The organism is Chryseobacterium sp. Marseille-Q8038, from assembly GCF_965111995.1.
This window is the reverse complement of record NZ_CBCOPN010000002.1, coordinates 1,473,235-1,499,519: the sequence shown is the minus strand read 5'-3', so window position 1 is coordinate 1,499,519 and position 26,285 is coordinate 1,473,235. Positions and strand designations below refer to the sequence as shown.

Sequence of the window (26,285 nt, the reverse complement as noted above, 5' to 3'; positions counted from 1 at the left end):
TTAAAAAAACATTGCTTTGATTGTAAGCTAATTAGAAAATTATATGTATATTTGCACCTCGAAATAACTAAAAATTTATAAACAATGTTTGCAATTGTAGAAATAGCAGGGCTTCAATACAAAGTTGAGCAAGACCAGAAGTTGTTTGTAAACCGTTTAAAAGGAGATAAAGGAGGAAAAGTTTCTTTCGATAAAGTTCTTCTTACTGTAAACGGTGCAATCACTGTAGGCGCCCCAGCTGTAAACGGAATCACTGTAGAAGCAGAGATCCTTGACCACGTAAAAGCTGATAAAGTAATCGTTTTCAAAAAGAAAAGAAGAAAAGGTTACAAAGTGAAAAACGGTCACAGACAATCTTTAACTCAAATCGTAATCACTGGTATTACAGGATTTGAAGGTGGAGCTAAAAAAGCTGCTGCTAAAAAAGAAACTGTGAAAGGTGAAGTTCTTTCTGACAACGCAACTGTTAACTTTGGTGAAGATCACGAGTTGAACTATCACTTAAAGAAAAACAACTTGTCTCAGTCTAAAGAGAACAGAGAGACTTTAATTACTTTAGGTAAAGCAGTTAAAGTTGAATTAGAAAAGAATATTCTTACTCATGAAGAAGTAGATGCTGCTATCATTAAGAATATCGATCAATTTAAAGCACTTAATAAATAATCCAGTAATAAAATGGCACACAAGAAAGGAGTCGGTAGTTCCAAGAACGGTAGAGAGTCTCACTCTAAAAGATTAGGTGTGAAGATTTTCGGAGGACAAGAAGCTATTGCCGGAAATATTATTGTTAGACAAAGAGGTACTCAGCACCACCCAGGTGATAACGTGGGAATCGGTAAAGATCACACTTTGTTTGCATTAGTAGATGGTAAAGTAGTTTTCAGAAAGAAAGCAAACAACAGATCTTTCGTATCTGTAGAACCAAACGCATAATTTTTAAGCGTTTTATAAAAATTAAAACCTCAGTTTTTACTGAGGTTTTTTTTATTTACTGGTTTTCAAAGCATTCATTTATTCGTGAAATATTTTATATTTGTTAACTGTCCAGTTTTGAGTCAGTTGCGAAAGCCGAAAAGCATAAAGAGTAGGCAATATTAAAAACAAAATATCTATGAAAAATGTAAGAACATTAACCAGAACGAATTTAAAAGGAGTAACCGGAGGTGTGGCAGCAGTATGTCCTTCCATGTTTCAGTCCTGTGACGAATGGTGCAGATGGTCTCCGTGGCAGAAATCACACTGCATGCTTTCTCAGCCATGTACAGAATGTTTTGAATAAGACATACAAGCACAGATTGTATTATTCTTGAGAATAACAAAAGAGCTGAACCTTTAATGTGTTCGGCTTTTTTTAAACATTAAAAAACGTTAAATAATATCTCGTGGTTGTGAAATATTGATATATTTGTCCGCAATCAAATAAAAAAATCATTGCGGAAGCCGAAAAGCAGAGAGAGTAGGCAACAAATAAAACTAATTATAATCATGAAAAATTTAAAGAAATTAACGAAGAAGAACCTTAAAGAAATCAACGGAGGAGCGGGTACAGTATGGTGTCCACCAAAACCAATTACTTCATGTAGTACGTGGTGCGGACTGACAAAGGAGCAGAAAATGCGTTGTCTGCTTGACGTGGAAGAACCTTGTGAGTGCTTTTAAGCATCACTGACTTTATATAAAGTTTAAAAAATAAACTCCGGCGGCTTCAAAGAAGCCGCTGGAGTTGTTTTATCTTATTTTCAATTTAGAATCCTACCTGGAAACCAGCTTTAACGCCGAATTTTGAGATATCTGGTCTGTCAAGGTAATTGCCTCTCCAGTTGAAATCAACTCTGAAGATTCTAAGGTTTCCGATTCCTATATTTTCAATCCCGAATCCGTATTCATAATAAATATGTTCGCTGGGCGCTGAATATCTGAAGCCTTCCACATTGATTGCCTTGGCTGCATCACTTAATGTTCCATACGCTCCTCTGATGAAGGCAACCTCTCTAAGTTTCAGTTTTTTAATCAACGGAATATAAGAAAGTATCTTACCGTTAAAATGGTGCTCCAGCTGAAGGGTGGTATAGGCATCAGCTACAAATTCATAATAGTTAAGCTGAGAGAATGTATTGGGTACCAAACCATAGGAAAGGTTGGCAGGAATGATATTCTGTAGTGCCAAAGGAACTGTATTAAAGTTCTTTCCAGCCTCAAAATTAACCACTAGTTTTCCCACACTTCCAATCAGGAAAGGTTTATAAAGCATAAACTGCAATTTGTCATAGTTGAAATCTGCATTAAATAATCCTTCAATACCTCTTGTATATCTTAAAACAATAGTTGGAGCTAAGTTTCTGGCCTGGTAACGGTCAATTCCGGTTTGTGAGAATTTTGCACCGGGTTTTGCAATTAAACTGATGGTAACATGAGAGTCATTCACTGTTTGTCTTAGGCGACCGTCTTTATAATACATCAGGTTGAATTTCTCCGGAATAGCAGACTTAATACTCTGCATTACTCCGTCTATTCGGATCTGGAAGTTTTTCCAGGGTTCAATAGCAGCAAAGACACTTGTTTTGTTTACAGAACTTAAAGAAATGTTTTCTCCTCTTGCAAAAAATGTACTGGAAGATGAAGATTGTGGGGTAACCCCATCACCGGAAGTAAGCTGTCCTCCAAGCTGAACAATATCTCTGCTGGTTCCTGCCCCAATCATAAAGCGGTTAAGCTTATTGAACATATATCTTGCCTCAACTCCATATTTGAACTGTTGATCTTTGAATCCGTAGGCTGTATAAAACTGAGCTCTCCAGGTATCGTTCAATCCAAAATAGGTTCTTGCTCCTAATCTTATTCTGTCTCCTTCTACCTCATTTCTTCCGTAAATTGAAAAGATAGGACCAATATCTATTCCTTTAAATGCATTATAATATCTTGAACCAAGCGTTTCAAACAGTTTTACCATTCGGTTGAATTTAGGAGTCTGCTGAAGCTGATCAAGCATATTATAAACACCCTGCTCAGCTTTAGATAAAGTATCAGGTCTGGCTTTAGTCCAGTAGGCTTCATCTTTATTGGTAAACTTGTCTTCGTATTCTTCTTCGGTACGTTTGAATACTTTAGGATCAAGAGGTTTGTTGAATTGATAATCGGAATAATCTACTGACCTTTTGGCTATGATACTCTTGGCGCCTTTCTTTTTTGAAAAAGGGCTCATTTCAAATTCCGTGATCAGTTTTTTAGGAAGAAATGTAGCGTCATCAGGGTTGTCATATTCCACCTGAGTATACACACTGTTGACAAAGTTGACATTGATTTTCTGTGTTGACTTCAATGTTGCTCCTAAAACAGCATAGGTATCTGTATCAATATAAAGATTTCCCTGAAAGGCAAGGATATCTTTTCTCTTAGGCTGATACCTTATCTGGAAGGCTTTTTCCCCACGAATCGTAATGGTGTCCATAAGACTATAGTCATAGGTGCTGAAGCCATCTGTTCCCACGGGACTTTGGAAGCCAATATCGAAATAATTTAAAGTATTGTCGTAGATATTAATATCACGATATAAGTTTTTAGCAGAAACCGTAATCACCTGATTGTCCTGAAAACCTGAAGTCTTTTGGGCAACTAATGTTCTTTTGCTGTCCTTATCAGGTCTGTTTTTACCAAAATTCTCATAAACGGCTTCATTGATGAAAATAGGGAGGCCTAATCTTCCGCTTGCTGTTGAATCTGCATAGTCAAAAATAAAATCCAGTTTGTTGAAAATCTTTTTCTTCATGAACGCACTGTCTAGATTGTTCAGATCAAACTGTGTTTTTTCGTACTCCTTATACGAATAGGTATCGAACTTCTCCAGTCCGTTATTTCTTTTTTGAGCCCAGACTTTCTGCATAATCGCATAAGCCGGGTTTTCTTTCTTGTTCTTGTATTTTGTTTTACCACTTTGAAGAACAATCTCCTGGATATCACTTACTTTAGCCTGTGAAAGCTGTACGAAAATATTTTCAGCATTTTCGGGAGTGATATCAAGGGTTTCTGTGGTATAATTTTTTCTGGAAAATCTTAACTGATGAATGATGCTGTCTGACTGAACGATGAAACTACCTGAAGTTGTCGTCAGGGAAGGAGTCTTATCATTGTTGATAAAAATATCAACTTTATTCAGTTCTTTACTGTTCTTTTCGTCAACCACCTTACCGCTGGCCCTGTTTTGAGCGCATACGGAACTGGAGAGAATCAGAAAAAAAAATAAAAGATAGTGTTTTTGGGAGTTATTGTTTAACATCATTCGTTTCTTCAGGCAATTATCATAAACAAAAAGCATGCAGTTTATTAAAAAAATAGGTGAAAAAGTAAAATATTTTTATTCTATAATATAAAACGACAAATGTAGCGAAAATTATATATGCGTTTGTGAAAATTAAAAAGGAAATTTTGATGCTTAAAGGATAAGAATCAGAGGATTAATAGTCGGTAAAAAGTCTTTCCCTTTTGGAGTGATTCCCATTCTTTTTCATTATGATTATAAATGAAAAAAGACCTACATTTCTGTAAGTCTTTTTGCTCCTCCTGCTGGGCTCGAACCAGCGACCCTCTGATTAACAGTCAGATGCTCTAACCAACTGAGCTAAGGAGGAATTTCCCTTGTTTTAGGTGCTGCAAATATAATATGAATATCCGTACCAAGCAAGTTTTATCCTTTATTCTTGATAGTTTTTAACTAAATGTATTGAAATTCAATAAGAAATATTTTCAGAAAATTTCAGGTAAAGCTAGATGTCTTCAAATAAATGTTGAAAATAGCGTTCTGGTGATTCCAAAAAATTCTTTGTGAGCTGATAATGCTCTGTATCTTTATAGTGTATTTTTTGAATTTTATCATCGAGCAGATAAATTTCTGCGGTCGGATAACTCATTAAGATCGGAGAATGGCTTGAAATTATAAACTGAGCCTTCCCTGTTTTTTCTAATTTGTGAATAATAGAGAGTAAGGAAAGTTGCCTTTGTGGTGATAAAGCAGCTTCCGGTTCATCAAGAAGATAAATTCCGTGTTGAAAATGGTTATGGAATAATGATAAAAATGCTTCGCCATGGGACTGCTGGTGTAAAGATTTCCCTCCATAGGCTTCCAGAACTCTTTGATCCTCTTCAGCAACTTCGTCAATATAGGTCGCAAAGTTGAAAAAACTTTCAGCCCTCATGAAAAAACCTTGAGAAGTTTTATGATGCCAGGAAAGAGTAAGATATTCCGACAGCATAGATTCTGTTTTATGAAAGTTGTAATTATGATTGCGATTTCCTCCGGCAACATTGAAATTACACTTGTCTGCAATAGCTTCAAGCAGAGTGGATTTTCCAATTCCATTTTCGCCAACAAAAAAGGTAACATTGCTTTTTAGTCTTATATCTAGACCCTTGCGCAAAAAAGGCAGGGTGAAGGGGAAGTCTTGTGGACAATTATCTTTTAAATAAATCCTGGATAAATAAGGCATTTTGCTTGATAAAAATGATTACCTCTTATCAAGCAAAATATGTGCAAAAAATAAGAGGTAATCCTTATTTCTTCAAATCCTTAAGTATTTCCTGAACAGCTCTTTCCAGCTGAGGATCATTATCCTGAAGACGGTCCATAAAGGTGTTTTTAACGTAAATGTCAGGTTTTACTCCTGTTTTTTCAAGATTTTGTCCGTCCAGCGTATAAGTACCCCATGAAGGCAATCTATAAGAAGAACCGTCTACAAGACCTTTTGCTGAAGTGAAAATAATCCATCGATAGGTATCCTGGCCAATGATTTTACCCAGTTTCAATGCTTTAAATCCGGCTGCAGTCATTTCTGCATCACTTAAGGAAGCTTCATTAATCAAAAGGACAATTGGTTTTCCGGAAGGGGCAAAATTAGGTTGTGTCGTTATTTTTCCTTCACGATATTTCCATTGCAGATAAGGTTTTTGAGAAAGGAAATTCAATACTTTGTCATGAACATTTCCTCCGGTATTATAACGAAGGTCAAGAATAACAGCATCTTTTCTGTTTTCCTGCTCTACCATATCCAAAAGAAAACGGTCCAGCTCATCAGTAGACATGTTTTTCATGCATGAATAAGCGATTCTGTTGTTGCTAAGCTTATCAACACGCTGGTGATTATTGTAGATCCACTCGTCGTAAAGTAATCCTTTTAATTCTCCATTAGAAATCGGATGCACTTTGGCGGTTACATTTTTACCATCACGGTTGAACGTGAGTACAAGCTCATCCTGTTTTTTAGGGCTTGTAAAATACGTTTCGATATTTTCGTTTGGATCAATTTTTTTTCCGTTTACAGAAATCAGCTGGTCGCCAGGTTTAATATCAACTCCTGAGCGGTAAGCCGGAGATTTTCTCAAAATGCTTTCTACGGTGTAAGGCTGGTCTTTTTTGAAGGTAATTCCTGTTTCGTTGGTGAAATAGCTCAGGAACATGGTTTCTTCTTTCCCTGTAGAAGAAAATCCTGTGTGAGAAGAATTAAGCTCACCTAAAAGATCATTTAGTAAAATTCGCAGATCATTTCTGTTATGCACATACGGCAGATATTTGGCGTACTGTTCTTTTTTTGCTTTCCAGTCAATGCCATGGAACTTTTCATCATAGAAGTTTTCTTCTACACCCGTCCAGGCTTCAGCATACATCTGGGTGAATTCTGATGCCAGATCCTTGTCAAAACTATATTGAATGTTTATTTTCTCAGGTTTTAATGCGGCAACCGTTGTTTTATAAATATTACCTTCTATTAGAGCGAAGAGGTTTTTCTCGTTTTTAGTAAGGTAATAAGCTGCTTTATCGAAAACTTTTTCTGATTTGGCAGGTTCAAAATCTGTGAAAACTTTTTTGAACAGTTGTCTTTTTCCGTTATCCTGATTAGAATTGAAAAGGAGGATTTCTTTCTTGTCATCAGCAAAAACGGCAGGATCGTCCTGATATCCATATCGGTCTGTAACCAGCTCGATTCTGTCCAGCGTATCTTCAGGATTTACTTTCAGTTCTTTGATAACCGGTTCTTTTTCTTCTTTTTTCTCTTTTTCCTTGTCGTCGTCTTTTTTATCCTTCTTGTCTTTATCTTTTGCTTTATCTGAAGATTTTGTTTCCTTCTTTTCTTCAGTAAAAAGATTATCGAATTTTTCAGATTTAAAAGGTTCGTCAAACCAGTCCAGCGCCATGCGGTAAATGTTAGACTTCTGCATGCCTAAAGGATAAGACGGATTGGTTCTGTCGCTGGCGAAATAAATATACTTCCCATTCGGTGACCATACAGGATCTTCTTCTGAAACACCTGTGTTGGTAAGGTTCAGGGTCTGTGCTTTTTTAATATTGTAGATGAAAATATCAAGTTCAAAGTTTCTCTTCGCTGAAAACAATACATATTCATCGTTAGGAGAAAAAGAAGGTCTAGAGTTTTGGAAAGCCCATATTTCATCCTTTACAATGGTTGTAGATTTGAAGCTTTTTAAATCCAGCAATCTTACTTCATCACGACCGCTTAAATAAACTGCTTTTGAAAGGTCGTTATTCAGGGTTATATTGCGGTTATTGCGTAAATCTTCCGTTAATTGCTTTGGTTGACCTTTCCCGTCTGCAGGAATCGTAAACCAGTTTTGATAGCCGTTATACGTTTGATTATAAAGAAGCGTTCTGTTGTCTTTCAGCCATTTTACTTCCATTGCCCGTTCTTTCCCATCAGAAACCTGCTGGGCAAATTTTCCTTCAATATCTGAAACGAATATGATCCCACGGCTTATGAATGCCATCTTTTTACCATCAGGCGATACATCATAATAGGAAATATTATTTTCAACATTGAAATTCTGTGCTTTTTCCAGTGTTTTGTTGGTATTCAGACTGATGGTAAGAGGTGTGGTATTTTTTGAGGCTACATCATAAGTGAAAAGCTGATAATCCTTTTCAAAAATAACTTTAGATCCATCCGCTGAAACATAAGGCTTTTTAATAGAAGTATCAAATTGGGTTAAAGCAGTCTTTTTACCATTTTCAAGTTTGTAAAGATTGTATTCTCCGTTGTTCTCATCAGAAATAAAGTAAATAATACCATTTTTATCTACACTTGGGTTGAAGTCCTTTCCTTCGTAATGGGTGTATTGTTTGAAAGAATTGCTTTTTGGGTTGTATCCAAGAATATCAGGATTGTTTTCTCCTTTATAGCGCTTTCTCTGTACCTGATGAGCGCTTTCCGAAGAACTTGTGAAAAGATATTCTCCCGCAGCTGTTTCTACAAGACCGTTGGTATTATTAAAATAATTGTTGAACAGTTTTTGTGGTGTTTTCCCTTCAATGGTTGTTTTAAAACTGCCGAAGTTATTATTTCTGCTGGACGTAAAATAAATGGTTTTACTGTCCCATGCCCAGCTTTCCATTTCGTCTCTTCCGGTATGAAAGGTTAGCTGCTTGATCGTTCCTCCTGCTGCAGGCATTATATATACATCATAATTTCCATATTGGTTGGAACTAAAGGCAAGCCATTTTCCATCAGGAGAAAGACGGGGATTGATCTCCTCTCCGTCCAGTGCAGTAATTCTTGAAGCATTTCCACCATTGGAATCTGATTTCCAGATATCACCATCATAAGCGAAATATGCTGTTTTTCCATCAGGGCTTAATGAGGGACTTGATAAAAAATATGACTTTTCCTGCGCTGAAATTCCTATAATAGAAAATGCTGTTAGTAACGAAATAATAGTTTTCTTCATGGTACAATTGGGTATTGTTATTTTTTTGCCTTTTTTAGAGAAATGTTTATTTGTGAAAAATTTTCTCAATCCGGATTACTCTAAAAAAGAATAGTCGGATGATTAACGAAATAGTTACAGGTAAAATGCTTTAAAGGCTGATAAAATCCAATAAAAAAGAGGTGTATTTTTGGAAAACTGAAGAAAAATTACAAATATTTATTTTTTGTGTTGGACTCATTGGTTCTACAAAACGCAAAGATTATTTTCATTCATCTTATTTTAAGATAGCTAAGAAGGCGACAGAGTCGCTGATGAATCTGAATGGTTATGTTTGCGCTTAGAAAGAATCAACAAAGTTGATTCCGCCTTTGCTTCCTTAAAAATGAAGTACCAGCTACTAATCCTTTGCGTTATATTTAAATTACAAGGTGTAATTTCTCAGATTTGGAGTCCTTGCTATGAAATAGTTCATAGTAAGACACAAAAAAAGACTTACATTTCTGTAAGTCTTTTTGCTCCTCCTGCTGGGCTCGAACCAGCGACCCTCTGATTAACAGTCAGATGCTCTAACCAACTGAGCTAAGGAGGAATGTCCTTTGTTTTAAGTGGTGCAAATATAGGACGAATATTTATACCCTACAAATATTTTTAAGAAAAATTTTAAAAAAATTATAATTTCCCTGTGAATACCTTGAAGATGTCGCTTCCGAAGATGAGTAACATTAAGCCTAACAGGAAGATAACTCCAATCATCTGAGCATTCTCCAAAACTTTCTGTGGAACCGGTTTTCCTACAATGATTTCATATAAAGTAAATAAAACGTGTCCACCATCAAGTCCCGGAATAGGAATAAGGTTCAGGAATGCCAACCATACGGAGAACATCGCTGTAAAACTCCAGAAAGCAACCCAGTTGATTTTAAAGCTTCCGTCAGCATCTTTATCCACAGGCATATTTTTTACAATCGCAATAGGACCTCCTACATTTTTATACCCCTGAACTTTAGAGTTGAACATAATTTTGAACTGTTTAACCTGAGTGGTCAACGCCTCGATAGTTCTTGTAAATCCTCTTGGAATAGCTTCTCCAAAAGAATATTGCTTATTGGTTACAATTTCTTTTGCAATGCTTTTTGTATCAATAGCTATTCCTAATTTCCCGTTTTTATCAACAGAAACTGAAGGTAAGGTTTGTACAGCTCCGTTTCTTTCAACGTCTACAGTAATTGTTTTTCCTTTGTTTTCAGCTAAAAGAGCACTTACTTCATCAAAGAATGCTGCTTTCTTACCGTTGATTCCTACAATTTTATCACCTTTCGCAAGACCGGATGCCTGAGAAGAAGGAGTGGCTAATGAATCAATAACCATAGAAACTCTTGGTGTAATGTATAGTTTCGCTTCTCTCTGTTTAAGAACATCTGCAACACCGTCAGCATTTACCGGGAAAGTGACTTCCTGTCCGTTTCTGTTTACAGTAACATTGTCCCCTAAAAGAATATTGATTGAAGTGTTTTCAAGTCTTTCTGCCGGTTTTCCATCTACGCTGATGATTTTGTCACCATTCTGGAATCCCATTTTCTTTCCAGCTGAAGTAGCCTCAATACCGTTGTTGAATTTCGTAATATCTGTATACGTTTCTCCATTGAAGAAAGATAGAGAACTGTAGATTAACCATGCAAGGAAAAAGTTAACAGTAACCCCTCCCAGCATAATAATAAGTCTCTGCCAGGCCGGTTTTGATCTGAATTCCCATGGTTCTGCCGGTTTTTTCATTTGGGCAGTATCCATACTTTCGTCTACCATTCCTGCAATCTTCACATACCCTCCGAAAGGCAGCCATCCGATTCCGTATTTGGTTTGTTCAGGATGTTTTCTCCAGTCGTTGTCCGGAAGTTTTGATATATCGATAGGAACTTCTTCCTTCTTTCCGTTTACCTCTATTACTTCAGAATCCGGCAGGTTCTTTGATAAAAATTTGTACTGCCATTTTCCATTGATTTTCTTCATGGAGAATATGGAGAAGTAAGGATCAAAAAACAGGAAAAACTTCTCTGCTCTTGTCTTGAACCATATTGCGGGTAAAAAATGCCCAAGCTCATGAAGAAGCACTAGTATAGAGATGCTCAGAATGAACTGAAAAAGTTTGATTGCTATTTCCATTAATAAATTTTAGATTTTAATTTGCAAAGGTAACAATTATCAAAACTATGCCAAATAAAAAAGCTCCCCGAAACGAGAAGCTTTGTCATATTTAAAGACGATTTGTTTATAAATTGAAAGAAACTCCAAGACTGCCATTATTACCAACCTCTGCAAAGACTCCTATTTTCTCTGTGAAGAAATAGCGGGCTCCGATGTGAGCACCCACTCCGAAGTCTTTTCCCAGAACGCCAAGATCCACTCCTGGGTAGATATCCCATTTTGAAGGCAGGTTCAGTGCTTCCTGTAAATGAAAGTTCAGTCTCCCGAAAACAAAAACACGATTATCCTTATCGTTGTTTTTATAATTGTCAAAATAGCCGTTGATACCAGCTCCTACTGAAATAAGTTGATTGAGTCCGTAGTCATAAGTTCCCGTTATTCCGGTTCCATATCCCCAGGCACTCAGCCCCAGTTGTATTTTCTGATCTCCTTTTCCTGTCCAGGCCTGAGCATTGGCCATTGCACCAAAAAATAAGATCGTCACCATAAAAAACAATTTCTTCATAAATTTTAAATTTTTAAGGATATTAATAAAAAATACTTCTATCAAAAATGAAACCGAAAGAATGTCAGTTCTATGAAAATGGGTGACTTTAATAAATTATTATGAAAAAGGATTCAGTTTTTGTGGATAAATCGTCTTTTCAGCAGTTTTAATTCCTCTTTTGTAATCATAAAAACTGTATTTTTATACATCAGATTTGGAATAATTTAAAAAAAGAATAAAAGATGAAAGTTGTAGGGCTTAATTTAGATATCATCTGGAAAAATAAAACTGACAATTTTAAACTCATAGAAAACGAACTGCAAAATGTGGAAGCAGATCTGTTTCTCCTTCCTGAAATGTTTTCAACGGGTTTCTGTATGGATGCTTCTGAAGTTTCGGATCGGAATAATGAATCCCTGGAGTTTTTGAAAAGAATGTCAAAAGAAAAAAATGCCGCATTCTGTGGAAGTGCTCCCGTAGAGCAAAACGGAAATTTTTACAACAGAATGTATTTTATACAACCGGATGGTGAAACGGCTTTCTATGACAAAAGGCATTTGTTTTCCTTTTCGGGTGAAGATAAAGTTTATACCCCAGGGAAAGAAAGGGTAATCGTTGAATATAAAGGGATACGTTTTCTGCTTCAGGTCTGCTATGATCTGCGTTTTCCTGTTTTTGCGAGAAATAATGATGATTATGATGCTGTTTTATATGTTGCAAACTGGCCGGAGAAAAGAGTAGGAGCGTGGGAACATTTGTTAAAAGCCAGAGCCATTGAAAATTTATCTTTCGTATTTGGTTTAAATAGAATAGGAACGGATGGGAATAACCTCTTTTATCAGGAGAGCTCTCACTGCTTCTTTGCGGATGGAAAAGAAATTTCTCAGAAACAGGGAAATCTTGTATCTGCAGAACTATATATGGAAGAATTGAACGATTTTAGAAAGCATTTCCAGTTTTTGAATGATAGAGATTCCTTTTCTATTGAATTTTAGGATTTTACCACAGATTTCTCAGGTCTTCACAGATTTTTAATTTCTATATAAAGAAAAATAAACATAATTATCTGTGGAAATCTGTGCGATCTGTGGGAATTATAAAAAGCAAAAACTGTGAAAAATCACAGTTTTAAGCATATTCTTGTAAAAGTTGTGTGAGGGTATTCACATCATGAACACCACTTTCCTTCCACAGCATTTCTCCTTTTTTGAAAATGGCCAGTGTAGGGACTCCACGCACTCCGTATTGAGCTGCTAGTGCGGGATATTGGTCTACATCTACCTTTATGATTCTGGCTCCTTCACCAATATTTTCCTTTACCGTATTTAATACCGAAGACTGTACTTTACAAGGTTGGCACCATGTTGCGAAAAAGTCAATAAGTACCGGTCTTTCAGAGTCAATAATTTCCTGAAATTTTTGTGACATAGTTTGGGTTTTATTAGTTTACTTTTTTGTTTGTTTCGTCCTGGATCGCTTTTACATTTTTCCAGCTTGTACCATCATAGGCTTCAACTCCATTTTTCTTCAGTATTTCCATAGCCTGATCTGCCTGAACTCCTTTATTGCAGAACACAACAACTTTTTTGCCCTTCAGGGTTTCTATATTGCTTTGAATCTCCGCTAATGGAATATTGATGGCATTTTTTGCCGTTCCTGCTGAATACTGTTCTGGAATTCTGACATCCACCAAGGTAACATCAGAACTGTTGACCATTTCTTTGATGTTTGCTTTGGGGGTGACAGTTGTATGATTTGTTTTACAGGCACTTAGCGTAAAAGCCATTACTAAAACAAGTCCAAAAAACCGTATCTTCATGATCTTACGATGTTTTGGATTGGCAGACAAAATCTGTAGTCGGGAATTTTTCCGTCTTTTTGATGCCGTTAAAACCTCCTTCTATTTCAGTAAAGTTTCTGATTCCGTGTGAGTTAAGGATGCTTGCTGCGATCATGCTTCTGTATCCCCCGGCACAGTGCAGAAAGAAATGTTCAGAATCATCAATCGTACGAGCCCAGTCACTGATGGTATCCAATGGCTTGTTGTAAGCATTGTTAATATGCTCGGCAGAATATTCAGTCAGTTTTCTTACATCCACTACTGTAGAGTCTTCTGTAAACTGTTCTGCGAATTCGGCTGGAGTGATTCTTTTGATCTCGTCAATTTCATTACCTGCATTTTTCCAGGCTTCAAAACTGCCTTTCAGATATCCTATTACATTATCAAAGCCTACTCTGCTCAGTCTGGTGATTACTTCCTCTTCGGTACCTTCATCAGTTACCAATAATAAAGGGTGTTTTACATCCACAATAAGCGTTCCTACCCATGGTGCAAAATCTCCTTTCAGACCTATGTTGATAGAGTTAGGGACAAATCCTTTATGGAAATCTGCAGCTCCTCTGGTATCTAAAATTAATGCTCCCGTTTCTTCTGCCAATGCTTCGAAATCTTGCGGAGCAACAGGTTGCATCCCTTTGTTCATTACAACATCCAGGCTTTCATAACCGCCTTTATTTAAAGCGACATTCATTCCGAAATATTTCGGTGGAGCGGTCAAACCGTCAAGTACTTCTCTGATAAAAGACTCTTTATCTGGTTGATTAAGAGCGTAGTTCGTCTTCTTTTGGTTTCCTAAAATATCTACCGTTTCCTTCTGCATATTTTTTCCACAGGCAGATCCGGCACCGTGAGCAGGATAAACCGTAATGCTGTCATCCAATGGCATGATTTTGTTCTGAAGACTGTCGTAGAGAATTCCTGCAAGGTCTTCCTGAGTAAGATTTGTTGCCTTCTGCGCAAGATCTGGCCTTCCAACATCTCCTAAAAATAAAGTGTCACCTGTAAAGATCGCAGTTTCAACACCATTTTCGTCTACTAAAAGGTAAGTGCTGCTTTCCATAGTGTGCCCAGGAGTGTGCATTACCTTTATTTTTATTTTTCCAATTTCAAAAATCTGATTATCCTCTGCAATAATGGCTTCAAATTCCGGAGCGGCTGTAGGTCCATATACAATCGGAGCACCTGTTTTTTTACTTAAATCCAGATGGCCTGATACGAAATCAGCATGGAAGTGAGTTTCAAAAATATATTTTAAAGTGACATTGTCTTTTTCCAGACGATCCAGGTAAGGTTTTACTTCTCTTAAAGGATCAATAATGGCAGCTTCATTCTCTGATACAATATAATAGGCACCCTGAGCCAGACAGCCCGTATATATTTGTTCAATTTTCATTGGGTCTTTTTTTAATGAGTTAAAGATACAAAGTATTAGATAAATTCTAAATGAAATGTTAAATCCCATTGATAGTTTCTTTCAATACTTTGTTAAACGGATGTTTAACGTAAGATGTTTTTCAGCAAAAAGAATGCCTTACATAAAGACAATTGGGAAATGCTGTTTTATATCATGTTTAGCTTTTGAAGCATAATTCCTTTACTCAATGATATAGTATAATTTATAAAAAATTTCATTGGTATTTTCCGTGATGTTTTTATCAGTTTTGAATTGAAGATATTCTTCTTTTTTAGCTTCTCCTTCATCATATTGAATCAGCCTGTTGTATTTGTCATAGAGATAATCTTTAATCTTCCCATGGTCTGCAATCCTGATCATTTCATCAAAATATTTCTTAGTGTCTGCATGCATGGGCCAATCTTTTTCATGAACTTTATAGAATTCTATCATTTTCTGTATGGAATATAGCTCAGATTCAATATTCATATCATTGAACCCAGTCAAAAGTTCTTTTTTTTCTGAATTTTTACCCAGCCATTCTATTTTTGCATCAGCTGCAGCAACTACAGAATTAATCATCATAGAATCCCTTTTGATAACGGGAGATAAAATAATATCTGGAGTATTGCTGATGGGAAGAGATTTTTTAGATGCAATGTCCAATAATCCGAAATAGACTTCTGTTTTATTTTTGAGTTCTGCCAGTTGATCAGAAGTCATATTATCACTTGAACCCCTTATTTTAAAGCCCCATCCTCCACATTCATAAATGGCGAGGAGAGATTTCTTATCCGTATATTTTACTCCTTTAAAAAAATCACGTTCACCCATGGCATGATCAAATATTGAATAGAGATAATGTACTTTTACTTTATCATTGGATGAACTTCCAAACATAGGTTTGAGGTCTACACTTTTATTAGAATTCTGATTAAGAACCGTTTCATATACAGCAAATTCATCCCTCAATAGCTGATTGTCAACTGATTTTTTAGGATAGAGATATAAAGTAAGAACCGTTTTGCTTTTTTTACTGTTTTGCTGTACATAGCTTACTACAACGTGTTTATTCTGTATATCATAAGAGGTGATCGTTTCTCTTTGAAAACCAGACCATAAAGTTGGGAAGACTACTGAAGTAGATGTATGGGTATAATCTCCTTTTAACTGTAAATTGACAGGTTCATTTCTTTTTTGAGAAAAAAATAATGTGGAAAAAATAGAAAGAATAACGAATGTAATTTTCTTAAATGAAATCATATGTGGTATATATGTTGTTGTCATGGCTAAGTGAGTAGTAAATTTAATGAACTTAGAACAAAATTTAATCATATAATATTACTTTAATTACTCAGACTTTTACAAAAAATTTTATATTTATAAGTTAAAAAAGCGATCAAATGGCAGACAAAACACAATTTATTGAAGAACTCAACGCTAGATACACTCCGAAAGGAGAGCATATAATATTAGGAAAAGGAATGCTGGATGGAGAAGTGGTCACAGAAGTCAACGTAACCATTCCCCTAAAAACGATTAACCGCCATGGTCTTATTGCCGGCGCTACGGGAACAGGAAAGACAAAAACATTACAGGTATTTGCAGAACAGCTTTCCCATGCAGGAATTCCCTCTTTGGTTCTTGATATTAAAGGAGATTTCTCCGGGATTGCAGAAGCCGGCCAGATGAATGCTATCATTGAGGAAAGATATGGTAAAACACAGCTTCCTTATAACCCACAAGGCTTTCCGGTGGAACTGATGAGCATTTCCGGAGGAGAAGGAGTGAAACTGAGAGCTACGGTTACAGAATTTGGACCTGTTTTACTCAGCAAAATCCTTGAGCTTAATGATACGCAGCAAAGCATCATGTCTATTGTCTTCAAATATTGTGATGATAAAGGCCTTCCATTGATTGATCTTAATGATCTGAAGAAAGTACTTCAGTATGTGACGGATAATGCACAAGGAAAAGCTGAGCTTGCAGCCAATTACGGATCTATTGCGCCATCATCTCTTGGAGCGATTTTAAGATCTATTGTTGCCCTGGAACAACAGGGAGCAGCAGGATTCTTCGGTGAACTAAGTTTTGATGTTCATGACTTACTGGAAACAAGAGACGGAAAAGGAGTAGTTAATATTTTAAGAGTAGCAGATATTCAGAACAAGCCACAGCTTTTCTCAACATTCATGCTTTCGCTTTTTGCGGAAATTTATATGACGTTTCCGGAAGAAGGAGATAGTGGTAAACCAAAGTTGGTATTATTCATAGACGAAGCCCACCTGATTTTTGATGAAGCTTCCAAAGCCCTTCTTTCACAGATTGAAACAATGGTAAAACTCATCCGTTCCAAAGGAGTAGGAATTTATTTTATTACTCAGATTCCTGGTGATGTTCCTGAAAATGTACTTTCCCAATTAGGATTGAAGATACAGCATGCTTTAAGAGGTTTTACCGCAAAAGATAAAAAAGAAATTACCAAAGCTGTCGAAAATTATCCTACTACAGAATATTACAATGCTTCCAGTCTGATTCAGAATTTGGGAATTGGAGAAGCATTTGTGACGGCTCTGGATGAAAAAGGAATTCCTACCCCATTAGTGCATACTTACCTGATCTCTCCGGAATCAAGAATGGATGTTTTGAGTGGAGCAGAAGTCTCTGATCTGACTTCAAAATCAGCTCTCGTTGCAAAATATGAGCAGGCCGTTGACAGAGAATCTGCTTATGAAATGCTAACTAACAGAATGGAACAGGCTGCACAGAATCCAGCTCCTACACAAAAGACCAGACCGGTAAAAGAAGAGCCGGGAATGTTTGAACAGGTATTGCAGAGTAAAGCAGGCCGTACTTTTACCAGTACATTAATGAGAGAAGGAGCAAAAGCTATTCTCGGAATGTTTGGTCTGGGAGGCAGAAGAAGATAATTTTGAAGAATAATCTGTTATATTTTAACATATTTTTTGTTATTTTAGCAGGTTATCTTTGCTTAACAAGAAAAAATAGAGCCGGATTTTATCGGGAAAAAGACGCCGGTTTTACATATAAATGACAAAAAAAACAGCAGTTAATATTAAATGTATTCAATTATAGATATAGAAAGTAATGGTGCAGGTTATAGAAATGAATGCATTATAGATATCGCCATATACAGATATGATGGTCAGAAAATTACTGATCAGTTTATATCTCTGGTAAATCCTGAAGGTGATATTACTCCTTTTGTACAGAAGCTGACCAGTATTACCCCGAAAATGGTCAAAACTGCCCCAAAATTTCATGAAATTGCCAAAAGAGTTATCGAAATAACTCAAAATACAACGTTGGTAGGGCATAATATTGATTTTGATTACAGAATGCTGCGTCAGTCATTCAAAAGGCTTGGCTATGATTTCAAAATCAATACATTAGATACAATTCCATTGGCGAAGAAACTGATCCCTGATGAGGTAAGTTATTCGTTGGGAAAATTGGTGAAGTCTTTGGGAATTCCTTTGACAAACCACCACAGGGCAGAAGGTGATGCCAGAGCAACGTTAGAGCTTTTTAAACTTCTGATTTCGAAGGATACCGAAAATGAGATCATTCAGAAACAGCATGATGAGTCCAACGCAAAAACCTATATCAATAAGATCAAAGAACTTACCCAGGATCTTCCTAATGATAAAGGTTTTGTCTATTTTCAGGATGAATCCGGACGGATTATGTTCTCGGATTATGTTCAGGATATCAATAAATTTTCCAAAAAAGTATTCAATTCCAAATCAAAAAAATGGGAACAGATCCAGAAAGAGGTGGAACAGATTAATTTTGAGCTTACCGGAACAGACACTATTGCCAAGCTGATTCTGAATTCTAAGAATATTAAAAAGAAAGAAGTTCTGCCTTTCGGACTCTATTTCAGGAATAATAAATATATAGTTGAAAAAAATACACTCAATAAAACTGAAAAACCAGTCTTAAAATTCAGATCATTTACCCAAGGAAGCAAAGCGGTTCAGTTTATCGGTTCTCAGGAAGAATTTAAAGATTTTTCTGCTTTGAAACAGAAAATTGAATTCAGAAAAAGAAATGAACTTTGGCTGGGACAAGGAAGAAAATTGGGTGAAAAATTATTTTTAATCATAGAAAACGGAAAAGTAGTTTCCTTTGGTTTCTATGAACTTTTTACACAAATTCAAACCTTAAGTAAGCTTGCTAAGTTAAAAATTGACCTTCCATTATCCTCCACGGATTTGAATAATGAATTGCAGCTGGCACTGCTTCGAAGCGATTTTGAAACTCTGCCTTTACCGAAATGATATAGGAATTAACACTTTATAAGTTGATATGAAAGAAGATGCTTTTCAAATCAATTTTCGTAAAATAAAAAATAAATAGTATTTTTGCAAAAAATAAATAGTAGCAATGCAAAATTTTAAACAAATTAAAACTGGAAAAAAGGGAGCTGTAAGGTTCTCTAAGGTTTGGAATATTTAAAAGAGTTGTCTTGCATAAAAAATAATCAATGCGGCAGACTCTTTTTTGAAAGAATCTGCCTTTTTTTATGTTAAAATGAAATTATGAATTCAAAAGAATTATTAAAGATTGCCACTGAGTTTGGCACCCCGGTGTATGTTTATGATGCTGAGTCCATCAAAGTTCAATACGAAAAACTTACATCTTCTTTCTTAAAACATACGAAGTTTTTCTACGCAGCGAAGGCTTTGACGAACATCAATATTCTTAAGTATGTCAAGAACCTGGGCGCTTCTTTGGATTGTGTATCGATTAACGAAGTTAAACTTGGATTAAAGGCAGGATTTTCGAAAGAGAAGATTTTGTTTACTCCCAATTGTGTTGACTTGGCTGAAATTGAGGAAGCAATGACTTTTGGAGTTCATATAAACATTGATAACATTTCTATTCTTGAGCAATTCGGGAATAAGTACGGAAATACCTATCCTATTTTAGTAAGAATCAACCCGCATATTTTTGCCGGAGGTAACTATAAAATTTCAACAGGACATATCGACAGTAAGTTCGGTATTTCTATTCACCAGGTTCGTCACATTGAAAGAGTGATGAAAAGTACAAACCTGAATGTTGAAGGACTTCACATGCATACAGGAAGCGAGATCAAAGATCCGGATGTATTTCTACAGGCTTTGGAAATCATGCTGGAGCTTTCTGAGCACTTCCCGAACCTGAAATATCTGGATATGGGAAGCGGCTTCAAAATCCCTTATCAGGACAGTGAAGAAGAAACTGATGTGAGAACATTAGGTAAAAAAGTAGAAAAAGTAATTTCTGAGTTTTCAAAATCTACAGGGAAAAAATTCGAGCTATGGTTTGAACCCGGAAAATTCTTAGTAGGAAAAAGCGGATATTTATTGGTTAAAGCTAATGTGATTAAGCAAACAACAGCTACTGTTTTCGTGGGAGTAAACTCAGGATTCAACCACCTGATCCGTCCGATGTTCTACGATTCTTACCATATGATTGAAAACCTGTCCAATCCAAAAGGAGCGGAAAGAATTTATACTGTAGTAGGAAATATCTGCGAAACAGATACTTTTGCATGGGACAGAAAACTTAATGAAGTAAGAGAAGGAGATGTCCTTGCTTTCCATAATGCAGGAGCTTATGGTTTTGAAATGAGTTCAAACTTCAATTCAAGATTAAAGCCTGCTGAAGTGTTGTTCTTGGATGGAAAAGCACACCTTATCCGTAAGAGAGACGAATTTGAAGATCTGTTGAGAAATCAGATCGAAGTAGTGATGTAAATCTGAAACATATTATATAAACAGCCACCTTTTTTGGGTGGCTGTTTTGTTTTAAAGTAAACATCCAGTCTGTAAAGTTTCATTATAAATTCACAAAGTTTTAACATGGTAATAACGGGGGAATTTCAATTTAATTAGCTAAATTTGATAGGGATAGGATGACGATTGTCCTTCTCAATTACTATTTTTCACCAAAAAAACAACCACCAAAATAGAGTAATTATGGCAAAAAACATCGCTGAGCAAATTGTTGAAATGCTCGAAAATGCCAATGTGAAAAGAATTTATGCAGTAACCGGTGATAGTCTTAATCATCTGAATATTGCTGTTAAAAAAAGCAGTATCCAATGGATTCATGTAAGACACGAAGAAGTAGGAGCGTATGCTGCGGCGGCAGAAGCAGAGCTTGATGGGTTGGCCGTATGTGCCGGAAGTTGTGGTCCTGGGCATGTTCATCTGATCAATGGAGTTTACGAAGCACATCGCTCTCATGTTCCAATGTTGGTGATTGCTTCCACCATTCCCAGTGATGAAATGGGAATGGATTACTTTCAGGAAACCAATACCATAAAACTTTTTGATGACTGCAGCTACTACAATCAGATGATTACCCGTCCGGAGCAGGTGCAGAGAACCGTTCAAACGGCTATTCAACATGCGATTTCCAAAAAAGGAGTTGCTGTGATAGGTCTTCCGGGAGATGTTTCCGAACTGGATGCCGAAGAAGGATCTACTTCAACTCAAATCTTTAAAACCAATCCTGTAATAAGGCCTTCGGATACTGAGTTAAAAAGCTTATCAACACTCATAAACAATAGTAAAAAAGTAACAGTCTATTGTGGAATAGGTGCTGCTGAAGCCCGTGATGAGGTGATAGCATTGTCTAACCTGTTGAAAGCCCCTGTAGGATATTCATTTCGTGGGAAAATGGCCATCCAGCCGAATAACCCTAATGAAGTGGGACTTACGGGATTATTAGGATTTCCTTCAGCTTATCACGCCATGCATGAAGCTGACCTCGTGATTCTTTTGGGAACGGATTTTCCGTATCAAAAATTCATGCCTGTAAAAAATAAAATAGTGCAGATTGATGAAAGCCCTGAAAGATTAGGACGAAGGGCAAAGCTGGAGCTGGGGCTTGCAGGAGATGTTAAAGAAACAATTAAAGCATTACTGCCATTACTGCAAGAAAAGACAGATGTTCATTTTCTGAATGAGCAGCTGGCATTTTACGATAAAGTAAAAGAAAACCAATTGGAGTATGTGAAAGATTTTGGGAAAGAGAATGCTATTCAGCCGGAATATGTGGCACATACTCTAGACAAACTTGCTAAACATGATGCTATTTTTACGGTAGATACCGGAATGTGCTGTGTTTGGGGAGCCAGATTTATTACAGGAACAGGGGAAAGGAAAATGCTGGGATCATTTAATCATGGATCAATGGCGAATGCAATGCCTATGGCCATTGGTGCTGCCCTGGCTCATCCTGAAAAGCAGGTTATTGCTATGTGTGGAGATGGAGGATTATCCATGTTATTAGGAGATATGGCGACTATCTTTCAATATAAATTGCCAGTAAAACTGATTGTATTCAACAACAGAACCCTGGGAATGGTAAAGCTGGAAATGGAAGTGGGAGGAATGCCTGATAATGAAACAGACATGATTAATCCGGATTTTGCGATGGTAGCCCATGCGATGGGTTATCCCGGAAAAAATGTACACCTGCCGGAAGATGTGGAAAGTGCCATCAAAGAATGTCTGGATCACAACGGTCCTTATCTTCTGAATATTTTTACCAATCCTAATGCATTGGCTCTTCCTCCTAAAATTGAGTTTGACCAGATTATGGGAATGACCAAGTCTATGGCCCAGCTGATGCTTGGCGGTAAAATGGATGAGGTTTTTGAAACGGTGAAAACGAATTATAAACACATCAAAGGTCTGCTATAAAATTATAGTGTGATCATTTCAAATATATCCTGAACCTGCAGTGTTCATGTTTAAAAACTTCATACTTTGTGTGAAGTTTTTCTTTTTTATAAATGGGCTAAATATTTACCTTTGTTTATTATTAGGAAACAAAATTATGAGAACGATACTTTTATTTTTGGCCTTATGTGCAGCGAATTTTTCATTGGCACAGGATCAGGAAGAACGAGATGATTCATTTATCAGGGAAAGTAATAAAAACCTTTTAAAAATAGATATCAAAGAACCTTTTATGCAGGTTGCTGTAAAATGCAATGATTTTAAACCTGCAGCTTACGAAGGAGGCGTTGCGGCCTATAAAGACATTCTGAACAAATATATGTATGCTTATCTCAATTCGGATTTTTATGCGCTTACTGGCGACTTTACATTTACTCTAGTTCTTGATGAAAAAGGAAAAGTTGTTGATGTAAAGGGAATGCCTAAAGTTCAGAACAGTGAAGTTTTTTTTGATGACATGCAGTATGTCGTAAGAAGAATAAAGAAAAACTGGACTCCAGCGTCGTGTAATGGACAGCCTGTGGCTTCACAGATTAAAGTTAAAATGAACTTTTCTTCTGTTTCAGTTGATATAGATTAAATAATTTAAATACAATGATGAAAACAAAATTTATTATGTTTTTTCTGGTTTTTGTATCTATTTGTAAGGCACAGATACTTGATGAATACCCAGAAAAACAAAGCTTTTATGAAGGAGGAATCGTTAATTTTTATAAAGATGTTCATGAATATCTTGTCAAGAATAACTTTAAAGAATGTAGTGATAAGGAAATTTATCAACCCCGAATTATTGTAACAGAAAAAGCTGAAGTTAAATTTATTAAAGATCAGGATACTGCTAATATTGCAAGGAACAAATGTGCATATGATCTTTCCAGAGAAGTTCTTAAAAATCTTAAAAAATGGAAGCCTGCCGAAGCAAAAGGATGGAAAATAGGAGCTATTACCGAATTTATTTTATATCCAAAGGATCTGATGAGCAATTATCAGCCTGGTTATGATGCCAATAAATTTGTAGCGCATACCAAATATCCTGAAGGATCGAAAGCTTTTCATACCTTATTTCATGATAATTTTATGACGATTTTTTCCGATTATCAGCTTAACGGAAAAGTAAATTTGGAGTTTTATATCAATAAAGACGGCCGTATTACTAATCCCAGAATTTATCCTGAAGTTGATAATAAAAATTTCAATATTGATTTTATGCGAACTCTTGCAAGGATAAAAAAGATCTGGATACCAGCTTTCTATAAAGATATTCCTATCGTTGAGAGGATTTCATTTCCGGTACAATTTTCAATAACATTTACTGAAAGATAATCCTGACATTCTGTCACAATATTTTGTATCTTTGCAGACTTATTTCTTCGTAATTAAAAATTGCGAACCTTAAATTGATTATCGTGCAGGAAAAATATATAGACGAAACAAAACAGGGCGAAGCTTTTGCTATTGCAGAAAGACCGGAGAACTCTAAAAAACTATTTTTAGAAAGCTATGGTTGTCAGATGAACTTCTCTGACTCTGAAATTGTTGCATCCATCCTTAATGAACAGGGATACAATACAACAATGAAGGTAGAAGAAGCCGACCTGATTCTTTTAAATACCTGTTCCATCCGTGAAAAAGCAGAACAGACCGTAAGAATGCGTCTTTCCCAGTTCAAAAACCTCAAAAAAGAAAGACCGAATATGACGGTAGGTGTTTTGGGATGTATGGCGGAAAGACTAAAAACCAAATTCTTAGAAGAAGAACAATTGGTGGATCTTGTTGTAGGGCCAGATGCCTATAGAGATTTGCCAAATCTTTTAAAAGAGACTGATGATGGAAGAGATGCAATTAATGTAATCCTTTCCAAAGAAGAAACCTATGCCGATATCAATCCCGTTCGTTTAGGCGGAAACGGTGTTACTGCTTTTGTTACCATTACCAGAGGTTGTGATAACATGTGTACATTCTGTGTAGTTCCTTTTACCAGAGGAAGAGAAAGAAGCCGTGATCCTCACTCCATTATAGAAGAATGTAAAGATCTTGCCAACAACGGATACAAAGAAATTACCCTTTTAGGACAAAACGTAGACTCTTACCTTTGGTACGGAGGAGGTCCTAAAAAAGATTTTGCCAAAGCATCTGAAATGCAGAAAGCAACAGCTGTAAACTTTGCTCAACTTCTTGATTTGGTTGCTAAAGCTGTTCCGGAAATGAGAATCAGATTCTCTACTTCAAATCCGCAGGATATGAGTCTGGATGTATTCAGAATGATGGCAAAACATGACAATATCTGTAAATATGTACACCTTCCTGTACAAAGCGGAAGCAATAACATGCTTGAAGCAATGAACAGACAGCATACCCGTGAAGAATATCTGGATCTGATTAAAAAAGCGAAAGAAATTGTTCCTGATGTATCCTTTTCTCAGGATATGATCATTGGATTCTGTAATGAAACAGAAGAAGATCACCAGGATACTTTAAGCCTGATGAGAGAAGTAGAATATGATTACGGTTATATGTTTGCCTACTCAGAAAGGCCTGGAACTCCGGCTCACAAGAAAATGGAAGACAATATTCCTGCTGATGTGAAACAGAGACGTCTTGCCGAGGTTATTGCGCTTCAGGGTGAACTTTCAAAACAAAGAATGAAATCTTATGTTGGAAGAATCCATCAAATTCTGATTGAGGGAATTTCCAAAAAGAACAAAAATCAATGGAAAGGAAGAAACTCTCAGAATGCAGTATGTGTATTCGATCAGCTTGAAGGACAGAAAATAGGTGACATTGTGGATGTTTTTGTATATGACAACACACAAGGCACACTTTTAGGGAGAACAGCGGAATAATATAAGAAATATATATTCTGAAAAGAAGATCAGCGGTTATATTACCGTAATATTTTTAGTAAATTGTGAAGGAAAGACAGGACTGTTCAGATTACAGCATATGAGCCCGGATCTGAAAGATTCTGTACTGGATGAAGAATTGGAAAATAAAGTACTGCAGTTTACAAAATCACTCGATGGCTCGATGCCGAAAGAGATAAAAGGTTTAAAAGTAGATTACTATCAGTATTTAACCTATAAAATTGAAAATGGAAAAGTTTCAGAGGTATTACCTTAGCTTTTTGTTACTTATCGTTTACACCAATACTATTGCACAGGTCAACTGTAATGCAGTAGAGGGTGAGAACTGCAAAAAAGCGTGTGGGTTATACAACTGGGCTTCAGATTTACAAGGATATGCAGCATCGCAGGAAGGCTTTGATAAAGCGATTGAACTGTACCCCGATTTCTCCCGTTCCTATATGGAAAAAGCCGTTCCATATCTTAAAAACGGAGATTTTGTTACCTGGAAAATTTTAATGGATAAAGCGGTTGCTTTAGACCCCAAAATGCACCTTGGCTATAGAGGCTGGGCTAAGTTTCAGTTTTTAAGAGACTATAAAGGAGCTATTCAGGATTTAGATGCGTTAAAAAAATATGAGCCCGGAGACTTAGGGAGATCTCAGAACGGACACTATAATCTGGATGTAGTAAGCGCTGTGTCCTACAGTGCATTAGGACAAAAAGGAAAAGCAGCGGGGATTATAGAAAGGCTTCTGGCTACCAGAGGTTATGTGAAGGGAATGTTTGATCATTACCAGCTGGGAGTGACCTATTTCGAGCTGGGAAGGTATGACAAAGCCCTGGGAAATTTTGAAAAACAAAGCAAAGAATACAACTTTGCCGAGAACATATACTTTAAAAGTAAAGTTTCTAAGATCAGAAACAAAGATTATTTGGATTTAAAAATGTTAGCCCTGCAAACGTATGATGAAGGAAAGACCATGAAAGATGTCTACACTCATCATTTTAACAAAGTCTACAGAAAACAGATTAAAGAACTGTAGAA

At 36.3% G+C, this 26,285-nt stretch carries 23 protein-coding genes and 2 tRNA genes; 14 read left to right on the top strand and 11 right to left on the bottom strand.

Annotation, left to right across the window (positions count from 1 at the left end):
- Positions 1-84: 84 nt before the first annotated feature.
- From rplU to ACWPWS_RS20750, 4 genes are all read left to right on the top strand, one after another.
- Positions 85-663, top strand: coding sequence for a 50S ribosomal protein L21 (gene rplU, locus ACWPWS_RS20765; RefSeq protein WP_076597840.1), 579 nt, complete (start codon positions 85-87; stop codon positions 661-663).
- 12 nt (positions 664-675) lie between these two features.
- Positions 676-933, top strand: a complete 258-nt coding sequence (gene rpmA / locus ACWPWS_RS20760) for a 50S ribosomal protein L27 (protein ID WP_002984034.1) — start codon at positions 676-678, stop codon at positions 931-933.
- A gap of 178 nt (positions 934-1,111) precedes the next feature.
- A complete protein-coding gene (locus ACWPWS_RS20755; RefSeq protein WP_454047769.1) occupies positions 1,112-1,279 on the top strand; it encodes a hypothetical protein in 168 nt (55 codons plus the stop codon).
- Positions 1,280-1,485: 206 nt separating this feature from the next.
- The gene (locus ACWPWS_RS20750) at positions 1,486-1,659 is read left to right on the top strand and encodes a bacteriocin-like protein (protein WP_209786639.1); all 174 of its coding nucleotides are present in this window, start codon (positions 1,486-1,488) and stop codon (positions 1,657-1,659) included.
- Between the two features lie 85 nt (positions 1,660-1,744).
- On the opposite strand, the gene ACWPWS_RS20745 is transcribed toward ACWPWS_RS20750, so the two are convergent.
- The 7 genes from ACWPWS_RS20745 to ACWPWS_RS20715 all read right to left on the bottom strand — a co-directional run bounded on the left by ACWPWS_RS20745 (position 1,745) and on the right by ACWPWS_RS20715 (position 11,416).
- Positions 1,745-4,276 (bottom strand): DUF5686 family protein, encoded by a 2,532-nt coding sequence (locus ACWPWS_RS20745; protein WP_454047768.1) that lies wholly within the window; start codon positions 4,274-4,276, stop codon positions 1,745-1,747.
- 275 nt (positions 4,277-4,551) lie between these two features.
- Positions 4,552-4,625: transfer RNA gene (locus tag ACWPWS_RS20740), tRNA-Asn, on the bottom strand.
- A gap of 135 nt (positions 4,626-4,760) precedes the next feature.
- Complete coding sequence (locus tag ACWPWS_RS20735) at positions 4,761-5,480, bottom strand: AAA family ATPase (RefSeq protein ID WP_454047767.1); 720 nt, start codon at positions 5,478-5,480, stop codon at positions 4,761-4,763.
- Between the two features lie 64 nt (positions 5,481-5,544).
- Complete coding sequence (locus tag ACWPWS_RS20730) at positions 5,545-8,727, bottom strand: S41 family peptidase (protein ID WP_454047766.1); 3,183 nt, start codon at positions 8,725-8,727, stop codon at positions 5,545-5,547.
- Between the two features lie 497 nt (positions 8,728-9,224).
- Positions 9,225-9,298 (bottom strand) — tRNA-Asn (locus ACWPWS_RS20725).
- Positions 9,299-9,378: 80 nt separating this feature from the next.
- A complete protein-coding gene (gene rseP / locus ACWPWS_RS20720) occupies positions 9,379-10,869 on the bottom strand; it encodes an RIP metalloprotease RseP (protein WP_209786643.1) in 1,491 nt (496 codons plus the stop codon).
- A 106-nt stretch (positions 10,870-10,975) separates the two neighbouring features.
- The gene (locus tag ACWPWS_RS20715; RefSeq protein ID WP_105684037.1) at positions 10,976-11,416 is read right to left on the bottom strand and encodes a DUF6646 family protein; all 441 of its coding nucleotides are present in this window, start codon (positions 11,414-11,416) and stop codon (positions 10,976-10,978) included.
- A 224-nt stretch (positions 11,417-11,640) separates the two neighbouring features.
- On the opposite strand from ACWPWS_RS20715, the gene ACWPWS_RS20710 reads away from it, so the two are divergent.
- Positions 11,641-12,393 carry a nitrilase family protein gene (locus tag ACWPWS_RS20710; protein WP_454047765.1) on the top strand — a complete coding sequence of 251 codons (753 nt, stop codon included), beginning with the start codon at positions 11,641-11,643 and terminating at the stop codon, positions 12,391-12,393.
- 133 nt (positions 12,394-12,526) lie between these two features.
- On the opposite strand, the gene ACWPWS_RS20705 is transcribed toward ACWPWS_RS20710, so the two are convergent.
- From ACWPWS_RS20705 to ACWPWS_RS20690, 4 genes are all read right to left on the bottom strand, one after another.
- The gene (locus ACWPWS_RS20705) at positions 12,527-12,826 is read right to left on the bottom strand and encodes a thioredoxin family protein (protein ID WP_034692844.1); all 300 of its coding nucleotides are present in this window, start codon (positions 12,824-12,826) and stop codon (positions 12,527-12,529) included.
- Positions 12,827-12,839: 13 nt separating this feature from the next.
- Positions 12,840-13,217: a rhodanese-like domain-containing protein gene (locus ACWPWS_RS20700; protein WP_454047764.1), complete on the bottom strand. Its 378-nt coding sequence runs from the start codon at positions 13,215-13,217 to the stop codon at positions 12,840-12,842.
- 4 nt (positions 13,218-13,221) lie between these two features.
- Positions 13,222-14,631: an MBL fold metallo-hydrolase gene (locus ACWPWS_RS20695; RefSeq protein WP_454047763.1), complete on the bottom strand. Its 1,410-nt coding sequence runs from the start codon at positions 14,629-14,631 to the stop codon at positions 13,222-13,224.
- A 201-nt stretch (positions 14,632-14,832) separates the two neighbouring features.
- Positions 14,833-15,894 carry a hypothetical protein gene (locus ACWPWS_RS20690; protein ID WP_454047762.1) on the bottom strand — a complete coding sequence of 354 codons (1,062 nt, stop codon included), beginning with the start codon at positions 15,892-15,894 and terminating at the stop codon, positions 14,833-14,835.
- A gap of 140 nt (positions 15,895-16,034) precedes the next feature.
- On the opposite strand from ACWPWS_RS20690, the gene ACWPWS_RS20685 reads away from it, so the two are divergent.
- The 9 genes from ACWPWS_RS20685 (at position 16,035) to ACWPWS_RS20645 (ending at position 26,283) form a co-directional block, all read left to right on the top strand.
- Complete coding sequence (locus ACWPWS_RS20685) at positions 16,035-17,561, top strand: helicase HerA-like domain-containing protein (protein ID WP_105684043.1); 1,527 nt, start codon at positions 16,035-16,037, stop codon at positions 17,559-17,561.
- Positions 17,562-17,711: 150 nt separating this feature from the next.
- Positions 17,712-18,935, top strand: a complete 1,224-nt coding sequence (locus ACWPWS_RS20680; RefSeq protein ID WP_454047761.1) for a 3'-5' exonuclease — start codon at positions 17,712-17,714, stop codon at positions 18,933-18,935.
- Positions 18,936-19,196: 261 nt separating this feature from the next.
- Positions 19,197-20,399 (top strand): diaminopimelate decarboxylase, encoded by a 1,203-nt coding sequence (lysA, locus tag ACWPWS_RS20675; RefSeq protein WP_209786650.1) that lies wholly within the window; start codon positions 19,197-19,199, stop codon positions 20,397-20,399.
- A 222-nt stretch (positions 20,400-20,621) separates the two neighbouring features.
- The gene (locus ACWPWS_RS20670) at positions 20,622-22,355 is read left to right on the top strand and encodes a thiamine pyrophosphate-dependent enzyme (protein ID WP_209786651.1); all 1,734 of its coding nucleotides are present in this window, start codon (positions 20,622-20,624) and stop codon (positions 22,353-22,355) included.
- A 136-nt stretch (positions 22,356-22,491) separates the two neighbouring features.
- Positions 22,492-22,974, top strand: a complete 483-nt coding sequence (locus ACWPWS_RS20665) for a hypothetical protein (RefSeq protein ID WP_454047760.1) — start codon at positions 22,492-22,494, stop codon at positions 22,972-22,974.
- A 14-nt stretch (positions 22,975-22,988) separates the two neighbouring features.
- Complete coding sequence (locus ACWPWS_RS20660; RefSeq protein ID WP_209786653.1) at positions 22,989-23,717, top strand: energy transducer TonB; 729 nt, start codon at positions 22,989-22,991, stop codon at positions 23,715-23,717.
- 83 nt (positions 23,718-23,800) lie between these two features.
- The gene (gene miaB / locus ACWPWS_RS20655; RefSeq protein ID WP_105684216.1) at positions 23,801-25,237 is read left to right on the top strand and encodes a tRNA (N6-isopentenyl adenosine(37)-C2)-methylthiotransferase MiaB; all 1,437 of its coding nucleotides are present in this window, start codon (positions 23,801-23,803) and stop codon (positions 25,235-25,237) included.
- A 100-nt stretch (positions 25,238-25,337) separates the two neighbouring features.
- Positions 25,338-25,514, top strand: a complete 177-nt coding sequence (locus ACWPWS_RS20650) for a hypothetical protein (protein ID WP_209786655.1) — start codon at positions 25,338-25,340, stop codon at positions 25,512-25,514.
- Positions 25,486-26,283, top strand: a complete 798-nt coding sequence (locus ACWPWS_RS20645) for a tetratricopeptide repeat protein (RefSeq protein ID WP_454047759.1) — start codon at positions 25,486-25,488, stop codon at positions 26,281-26,283. Before ACWPWS_RS20650 ends, ACWPWS_RS20645 begins: the two co-directional genes overlap by 29 nt.
- Positions 26,284-26,285 lie beyond the last annotated feature (2 nt).

Coding starts and splice junctions, on each gene's coding strand:
- rplU (WP_076597840.1), top strand. CDS start 85: ATGTTTGCAATTGTAGAAATAGCAGGGCTTCAATACAAAGTTGAGCAA.
- rpmA (WP_002984034.1), top strand. CDS start 676: ATGGCACACAAGAAAGGAGTCGGTAGTTCCAAGAACGGTAGAGAGTCT.
- ACWPWS_RS20755 (WP_454047769.1), top strand. CDS start 1,112: ATGAAAAATGTAAGAACATTAACCAGAACGAATTTAAAAGGAGTAACC.
- ACWPWS_RS20750 (WP_209786639.1), top strand. CDS start 1,486: ATGAAAAATTTAAAGAAATTAACGAAGAAGAACCTTAAAGAAATCAAC.
- ACWPWS_RS20745 (WP_454047768.1), bottom strand. CDS start 4,276: ATGATGTTAAACAATAACTCCCAAAAACACTATCTTTTATTTTTTTTT.
- ACWPWS_RS20735 (WP_454047767.1), bottom strand. CDS start 5,480: ATGCCTTATTTATCCAGGATTTATTTAAAAGATAATTGTCCACAAGAC.
- ACWPWS_RS20730 (WP_454047766.1), bottom strand. CDS start 8,727: ATGAAGAAAACTATTATTTCGTTACTAACAGCATTTTCTATTATAGGA.
- rseP (WP_209786643.1), bottom strand. CDS start 10,869: ATGGAAATAGCAATCAAACTTTTTCAGTTCATTCTGAGCATCTCTATA.
- ACWPWS_RS20715 (WP_105684037.1), bottom strand. CDS start 11,416: ATGAAGAAATTGTTTTTTATGGTGACGATCTTATTTTTTGGTGCAATG.
- ACWPWS_RS20710 (WP_454047765.1), top strand. CDS start 11,641: ATGAAAGTTGTAGGGCTTAATTTAGATATCATCTGGAAAAATAAAACT.
- ACWPWS_RS20705 (WP_034692844.1), bottom strand. CDS start 12,826: ATGTCACAAAAATTTCAGGAAATTATTGACTCTGAAAGACCGGTACTT.
- ACWPWS_RS20700 (WP_454047764.1), bottom strand. CDS start 13,217: ATGAAGATACGGTTTTTTGGACTTGTTTTAGTAATGGCTTTTACGCTA.
- ACWPWS_RS20695 (WP_454047763.1), bottom strand. CDS start 14,631: ATGAAAATTGAACAAATATATACGGGCTGTCTGGCTCAGGGTGCCTAT.
- ACWPWS_RS20690 (WP_454047762.1), bottom strand. CDS start 15,894: ATGATTTCATTTAAGAAAATTACATTCGTTATTCTTTCTATTTTTTCC.
- ACWPWS_RS20685 (WP_105684043.1), top strand. CDS start 16,035: ATGGCAGACAAAACACAATTTATTGAAGAACTCAACGCTAGATACACT.
- ACWPWS_RS20680 (WP_454047761.1), top strand. CDS start 17,712: ATGTATTCAATTATAGATATAGAAAGTAATGGTGCAGGTTATAGAAAT.
- lysA (WP_209786650.1), top strand. CDS start 19,197: ATGAATTCAAAAGAATTATTAAAGATTGCCACTGAGTTTGGCACCCCG.
- ACWPWS_RS20670 (WP_209786651.1), top strand. CDS start 20,622: ATGGCAAAAAACATCGCTGAGCAAATTGTTGAAATGCTCGAAAATGCC.
- ACWPWS_RS20665 (WP_454047760.1), top strand. CDS start 22,492: ATGAGAACGATACTTTTATTTTTGGCCTTATGTGCAGCGAATTTTTCA.
- ACWPWS_RS20660 (WP_209786653.1), top strand. CDS start 22,989: ATGATGAAAACAAAATTTATTATGTTTTTTCTGGTTTTTGTATCTATT.
- ACWPWS_RS20650 (WP_209786655.1), top strand. CDS start 25,338: ATGAGCCCGGATCTGAAAGATTCTGTACTGGATGAAGAATTGGAAAAT.
- ACWPWS_RS20645 (WP_454047759.1), top strand. CDS start 25,486: ATGGAAAAGTTTCAGAGGTATTACCTTAGCTTTTTGTTACTTATCGTT.